General features: G+C 37.1%; 3 protein-coding genes, 2 tRNA genes and 2 rRNA genes (1 of these 7 running past the window's edge). 1 reads left to right on the plus strand and 6 read right to left on the minus strand.

The window, feature by feature from the left end; translation table 11 throughout:
• From NNH57_RS26405 to NNH57_RS26425, 5 genes are all read right to left on the minus strand, one after another.
• Positions 1–27 (minus strand): 23S ribosomal RNA (locus tag NNH57_RS26405); it reaches 2,800 nt to the left of the window's first position.
• Positions 28–257: 230 nt separating this feature from the next.
• Positions 258–331, minus strand: a tRNA-Ala gene (locus tag NNH57_RS26410).
• Positions 332–548: 217 nt separating this feature from the next.
• Positions 549–622: transfer RNA gene (locus tag NNH57_RS26415), tRNA-Ile, on the minus strand.
• A gap of 164 nt (positions 623–786) precedes the next feature.
• Positions 787–2,309 (minus strand): 16S ribosomal RNA (locus tag NNH57_RS26420).
• Together the 16S and 23S rRNA genes with 2 tRNA genes alongside form the textbook arrangement of a ribosomal RNA operon.
• Before the next feature lie 858 nt (positions 2,310–3,167).
• Positions 3,168–3,851, minus strand: coding sequence for a DUF4294 domain-containing protein (locus NNH57_RS26425; RefSeq protein WP_234423346.1), 684 nt, complete (start codon positions 3,849–3,851; stop codon positions 3,168–3,170).
• A 142-nt stretch (positions 3,852–3,993) separates the two neighbouring features.
• Here NNH57_RS26425 and NNH57_RS26430 point away from each other — a divergent pair, with 142 nt between their 5' ends.
• Positions 3,994–5,085 (plus strand): M42 family metallopeptidase, encoded by a 1,092-nt coding sequence (locus tag NNH57_RS26430; protein ID WP_074409992.1) that lies wholly within the window; start codon positions 3,994–3,996, stop codon positions 5,083–5,085.
• 59 nt (positions 5,086–5,144) lie between these two features.
• Here the strand turns inward: NNH57_RS26430 and NNH57_RS26435 are convergent.
• Positions 5,145–5,624, minus strand: a 480-nt coding sequence (locus NNH57_RS26435) for an AMP-binding enzyme (RefSeq protein ID WP_416358550.1), incomplete at its 5' end; no start/stop codon positions are given.

The raw sequence follows: 5,624 nt of genomic DNA on the forward strand, positions 1-5,624 counted from the left end.
CCCCATACGCCCTTAATTAGCTTATGCGTCTTGCTTTAACTTGCTCTTTTAGTTTTTGCCGATACTAATAAAGTAACTAAATTAGTATCAACCTCTTTTATGTTCATTAATTGTAAACAATTAATGCTCGTATTTTTAAATCAATATGTCAATGAACGTTTTTCTTAATAACAATATAAAATCAATGAATATAAAGACTATTTCATTTCATGAATCCTGTGCTTTATAATCTATCAATACTTATACCTAAAGAATCGTGGAGAATATCGGAGTCGAACCGATGACCTCCTGCGTGCAAGGCAGGCGCTCTAGCCAGCTGAGCTAATCCCCCGTATTAGTTGTTAGTTATCAGTTAATAGTTGTTAGAACTTTAACATAACTCCTACTTTCTTAACGTGAACGCTAACTCCTAGAATTTCCTTTCAATATAATATGAACTTAGTTTTTAATCCGTAATTCTAAATCATGAATCACTAATTAAAATCGTAGTCTCAGCCAGACTCCCTTCGATAAACTCAGGATAAACTTCTTGTCTGTCTTTCGACTTGTAGTCTCAGGCAGACTCGAACTGCCGACCTCTACATTATCAGTGTAGCGCTCTAACCAGCTGAGCTATGAGACTTCTTCATAGTTGTGTGTTGGTGGTTAATTGTTGATCGTTGAAACAATCAACTAACAACCAAAAACTAACAACTAAATAATTAATTAACAGCATAAAGACTAAAAACAACTAAGATACATTCCATCGTATCATTTCTTGGTTTCCTTATAAAAGGAAATCTCTAGAAAGGAGGTGTTCCAGCCGCACCTTCCGGTACGGCTACCTTGTTACGACTTAGCCCCAGTTACCAGTTTTACCCTAGGCCGCTCCTAAACGGTGACGGACTTCAGGTACTCCCAGCTTCCATGGCTTGACGGGCGGTGTGTACAAGGCCCGGGAACGTATTCACCGGATCATGGCTGATATCCGATTACTAGCGATTCCAGCTTCACGGAGTCGAGTTGCAGACTCCGATCCGAACTGTGACCGGCTTTATAGATTCGCTCCTATTCACATAGTGGCTGCTCTCTGTACCGGCCATTGTAGCACGTGTGTGGCCCAGGACGTAAGGGCCGTGATGATTTGACGTCATCCCCACCTTCCTCGCGGTTTGCACCGGCAGTCTTGCTAGAGTTCCCGACATGACTCGCTGGCAACTAACAACAGGGGTTGCGCTCGTTATAGGACTTAACCTGACACCTCACGGCACGAGCTGACGACAACCATGCAGCACCTTGTAAATTGTCCGAAGAAAAGTCTATCTCTAAACCTGTCAATCTACATTTAAGCCCTGGTAAGGTTCCTCGCGTATCATCGAATTAAACCACATGCTCCACCGCTTGTGCGGGCCCCCGTCAATTCCTTTGAGTTTCATTCTTGCGAACGTACTCCCCAGGTGGGTTACTTATCACTTTCGCTTAGCCACTCAGACCGAAGTCCGAACAGCTAGTAACCATCGTTTACGGCGTGGACTACCAGGGTATCTAATCCTGTTCGCTACCCACGCTTTCGTCCCTTAGCGTCAATTAATTGTTAGTGATCTGCCTTCGCAATCGGTATTCTGTGTAATATCTATGCATTTCACCGCTACACTACACATTCTAACCACTTCACAATAATTCAAGTCTTGCAGTATCAATGGCAATTTTCCGGTTGAGCCGAAAACTTTCACCACTGACTTACTAAACCGCCTACGGACCCTTTAAACCCAATGATTCCGGATAACGCTTGGATCCTCCGTATTACCGCGGCTGCTGGCACGGAGTTAGCCGATCCTTATTCGTAGAGTACCGTCAGCATTCCACACGTGGAATGGTTTCTTCCTCTATAAAAGTAGTTTACAACCCATAGGGCAGTCTTCCTACACGCGGCATGGCTGGATCAGAGTTGCCTCCATTGTCCAATATTCCTCACTGCTGCCTCCCGTAGGAGTCTGGTCCGTGTCTCAGTACCAGTGTGGGGGATCTCCCTCTCAGGACCCCTATCTATCGTAGCCTTGGTATGCCGTTACCATACCAACTAGCTAATAGAACGCATAGCCATCTTATAGCGATAAATCTTTAATCCTTAGTGAAGGCTCACTTAAGATACTATAAGGTATTAATCCAAATTTCTCTGGGCTATCCCTTACTATAAGGTAGGTACTATACGCGTTACGCACCCGTGCGCCGGTCGTCAGCGAGTGCAAGCACTCCTGTTACCCCTCGACTTGCATGTGTTAAGCCTGCCGCTAGCGTTCATCCTGAGCCAGGATCAAACTCTTCATCGTTTGTCTTTAAATATTATTCAAAACAATACAACGGAATTATAATCGTATCTCAATATGTCTCTAGTCTTTATTCTCTGTATAAACTATCTCTAGCTTTATACGCGCTGTCAATCAATATGTCTATGAACTTCGTTTAATCAATAAAGCAATCTTCATCGCTATTAATTATAGATCGTAAATAAGGAATCGAACCCCATAAATGTTAACTAAAACACCCTAAACCATTACTACTGTTTTTTATGAACTTGTGCTGTTTCTCTAAGCGGGTGCAAATATATAACCCCTTTTATTATTAGCAAAACTTTTTGTGAATTATTTTTAAAAAAAATCAACCCTACTTAATCCTCTAATCCAATCTCAATGAACATACAAAACAATATCCCGTTTTGCGGGCGCAAACATACAACCCTTTTTTATTCTGACAAGATTTTTTTAATAAAGTTTTTAAAACTTTTTCTTAACTATAAAACCAAAAATAAACCTCTCAATGAACTCACAAAACATTATCCCGTTTTGCGGGTGCAAACATATAACCATTTATTAAAACAACAACACCTTTTGGTATAATTTTTTACAAAAAATAAGGAATATGCTGATTTTAAAAAAGATAGAAAACGAAGATAAGAAATTTAATCAAAATAGAAATAGATTTTTGATACTTTTTCTAAGTTTAAATACCTAAATATGGTTATATAATATATTGTTTTGTATTAGGGATGGAAGTGGCATCCTTTTGTTGGTCCTAAACAATTTAAAAAGCTACAACTTTTAATCCAACATCTATAAAGAAAATAAACTACTATACAACAAAAGATACAGCGTACAGCCCGGCCCCTTTTTCTGGGAAAATATCCTAAATTAATTTTTAGAAGAAGTTGTTTTTGATATATCAGACCATTTATTTCTCAAATCATAAAAACTAAAATCTAAAGCTGTTTTTTGTTCTTTTAAAATACTTGACTGAAAACTTCGCTGTAATATATCCTCTATCCAATAATCTTCTTCTACATTTATAGGATCGTATTTCTCTTTTAATGAAATACTAAAAAGTTTAGCAGTATTATTATACCAAAAAGCTCTCCACCCACTCCTGTATTCTTTTACCAATTCGAACATCGTTTTACTGGTTTGCCTATGAATCAATTTTACTAATATCTGACCTTCTGTACGGGTTAGTTTTTTTAATTCTTTGGTAAACTCCTCTTCCATATATTTTTGCAACATTTTTACGTATCGCTTCTTTTTTCTCTTGGAGTCAATATTTTCTAATCGCTCATTAAGAGATATTAGTCTATCTGCAGCTAACTTTGCATAGGGATACACTTTTCTTGTCTTACGTCGTAGAATAAGGTATTTTCTTCTTGCCAGTTTATTTTTAAAATTTAATCTCCCTAAAATAATTACTTCGTCAAGATCAATAGCCTCATGAGGAATTGTATCTCCTTCGATGATGTAGTACTGCACATAACCTGTAGTATCTACCTTTGAGGTGTCCAAAAGTTTTTGATCTTTCTTTTGGGCATTACTCAAAGAAGTTAGCATTACCAAGATAATATATACCGAATGTTTTATCATAATAGATTATGAGACTTTCTAAAATTGTTCCAAAATTAATAATTAACCAATTGTAAACTGTAAAATGAATGTGAATATTGTTATTTTCGCAATAAAATGAAATAATACTATGGCAAAAAAGAGTATTCTAAATAAAAAATCCCTGACTTTTCTTGAAAAATATCTAAACAATCCTGCTCCGACAGGATACGAATGGGAAGGGCAAAAAATCTGGATGAACTACTTAAAACCTTATGTAGATGAATTTATAACAGATACTTATGGAACGGCTGTTGGTGTAATTAACCCAAAAGCAAAATATAAAGTTGTAATCGAGGGGCATGCTGATGAGATTTCGTGGTATGTAAACTACATTACAGATAATGGGTTAATTTACGTGATTAGAAATGGAGGAAGTGACCACCAGATTGCAACTTCGAAACGGGTTAATATCCATACCAAAAAAGGCATTGTAAAAGGTGTTTTCGGGTGGCCCGCTATCCACACCAGAAAAGGCTCAAAAGAGCAAGCTCCAACCCTTGAAAACATATGTATTGATGTAGGGTGTAATACTAAAGAAGAAGTATTAAAACTTGGAGTTCATGTTGGTTGTGTAATTACTTATCCTGACGAATTTTTTATTCTGAATAAAAATAAGTTTGTTTGTCGTGCGCTTGACAATCGAATGGGAGGTTTTATGATTGCTGAAGTAGCTCGCTTACTAAAAGAAAACAAAAAGAAATTACCATTTGGTTTATATATCACTAATTCTGTACAGGAAGAAATTGGTTTAAGAGGTGCCGAGATGATCACCCATACAATTAAACCCAATGTAGCTATTGTGACCGATGTTTGTCATGATACCACTACCCCAATGATAGAAAAAAAGACACAAGGAGAAACCAAAATTGGTGATGGCCCTGTAATTTCTTATGCTCCTGCGGTTCAAAATAGGTTGAGAGAATTATTGATTGATACAGCAGAAAAGAAAAAGATTCCTTTTCAGCGTATGGCTTCTAGTAGAATGACAGGAACAGATACCGATGCATTTGCCTATAGTAATGGTGGTGTTGCTTCTGCTCTAATTTCTTTACCGTTGCGTTATATGCACACTACTGTGGAAATGGTACACAGAAGTGATGTAGAAAATGTTATAGAATTGATTTATGAAAGTTTACTTTCTATAAAGTCAGGAGAGTCTTTTAGTTATTTTGAAAAGTAATTGAATATACTACTATAAATTAAAAGCCCTCGTTAATACGAGGGCTTTTAATTTATGCTTTACACTACATTTTCCATTATCTCCTGAACTACGTCCGGATTTAACAGCGTAGATGTATCTCCTAAATTAGAAGTATCCTTTGATGCTATTTTACGTAAAATTCTTCTCATAATCTTACCACTTCTAGTTTTTGGTAATCCACTTACAAACTGAACTTTATCTGGTTTTGCTATTGGCCCAATAGTATTAGACACTTGTTCTCTAATTTCACTTATCAATCCTTCATCAGCTACTTGATCATTATATAGAGTAACATATGCATATAAAGCTGTTCCTTTTACATCATGAGGAAAACCAACAATTGCAGATTCTGCAACGGCCAAATGTTCATTGATCGCATTTTCTATAGGGGCGGTTCCCAAATTATGCCCAGAAACAATGACCACATCATCTACTCTACCTGTGATTCTATAATTGCCTGTTGCATCTCTATATGCTCCATCACCAGTGAAATACATGTTTTCATATGCAGAAAAATA

This window comes from Aquimarina spinulae (assembly GCF_943373825.1).
In the GTDB taxonomy this organism is placed as follows: Bacteria; Bacteroidota; Bacteroidia; order Flavobacteriales; family Flavobacteriaceae; genus Aquimarina; species Aquimarina spinulae.

What these genes read in the sequence shown, in the direction of transcription:
- NNH57_RS26425 (WP_234423346.1), bottom strand. Translation starts at nt 3,851, where the DNA reads ATGCTAACTTCTTTGAGTAATGCCCAAAAGAAAGATCAAAAACTTTTG.
- NNH57_RS26430 (WP_074409992.1), top strand. Translation starts at nt 3,994, where the DNA reads ATGGCAAAAAAGAGTATTCTAAATAAAAAATCCCTGACTTTTCTTGAA.